Source organism: Ideonella sp. B508-1 (genome assembly GCF_000333615.1).
GTDB lineage: Bacteria > Pseudomonadota > Gammaproteobacteria > Burkholderiales > Burkholderiaceae_C > Ideonella.
Map to the genome: position 1 here is coordinate 1 of NZ_BADL01000354.1, position 884 is coordinate 884.

Below are 884 nucleotides of genomic sequence, written 5' to 3' on the forward strand. Positions count from 1 at the left end.
TGACCACCAGCTTGCCGTGGCGGTCGGCGCCCAGGCCGTCCAGCGCGGCCACGGTGGCGCCCACATTGGTGCCCTTGCTGTCGTCGAAGGCCTCGATGCCGCCGACCACGCCCACCGATTCGACCCGGTGCGGCTCGCCGCGGTACTCGCGCAGGCCGTGCAGCATCGGTGCCAGCGGGCAGCCGATGGCGGTGGCCAGCGCCAGGGCGGCCAACGCGTTGGCCGCGTTGTGGCGGCCCCGGATGCGCAGCGCATCGGCCGGCATCAGGCGCTGCAGGATGATCTCCTCGGGCTCGTCCTTGCGACGCTTGACGGTCTCATCGGCCGGCATGGCGCGCACCAGCCAGGCCATGCCGCCCTCCACCACCAGACCGAAGTCGCCCGGGTGCTGCGGCGGGTTCAGGCCGAAGCGGCGTTGAACAGCTTGGTGACGATGTCGCGGTCACGCAGGCGGGCGAAGGCCAGGCGGCGGTTGGCGACGGTGTCGACCTTGGCCAGGGTGATCAGCGGCTCGACGACGCGACGCAGTTCCTTGGCCTTGGGCAGGGTGGTCTTGATGGCTTCGTGCTGCAGCAGCGACACGGACATGTTGCGCAGCATGGCGGCGCGGTGTTCGCTGGTGCGGTTGAGCTTGCGGAGACCGTTACGGTGACGCATGGTGCTTTCCTTTCTCTTTATGGAACCCCGGCCGGATCANGTACCGGGGTGTGCACAGTGCCCTTGAGGGCGGCTAAACGGGGCCGGCGTTCGCCGGCTCCCAAACAACAGATCAGCGCTTGTCCAGACCTTGGGGCGGCCAGTTTTTCAGACGGGCGCCCAGGGTCAGGCCGCGCGATGCCAGCACTTCCTTGATTTTCTTGAGCGACTTGCGACCCAGGTTCGGG

Annotated in this window: 3 pseudogenes; all 3 read right to left on the reverse strand. The window is 68.4% G+C overall.

Annotated elements, in window-relative coordinates:
* Positions 1-409 (reverse strand): annotated as a pseudogene (locus I73_RS28165) (UDP-N-acetylmuramoyl-L-alanine--D-glutamate ligase); the annotation flags it as partial.
* Positions 381-657, reverse strand: a pseudogene (gene rplQ, locus I73_RS28170) (50S ribosomal protein L17); the annotation flags it as partial. The pseudogenes rplQ and I73_RS28165, both read right to left, overlap by 29 nt.
* A 112-nt stretch (positions 658-769) precedes the next feature.
* Positions 770-884, reverse strand: a pseudogene (locus tag I73_RS32650) (DNA-directed RNA polymerase subunit alpha); the annotation flags it as partial.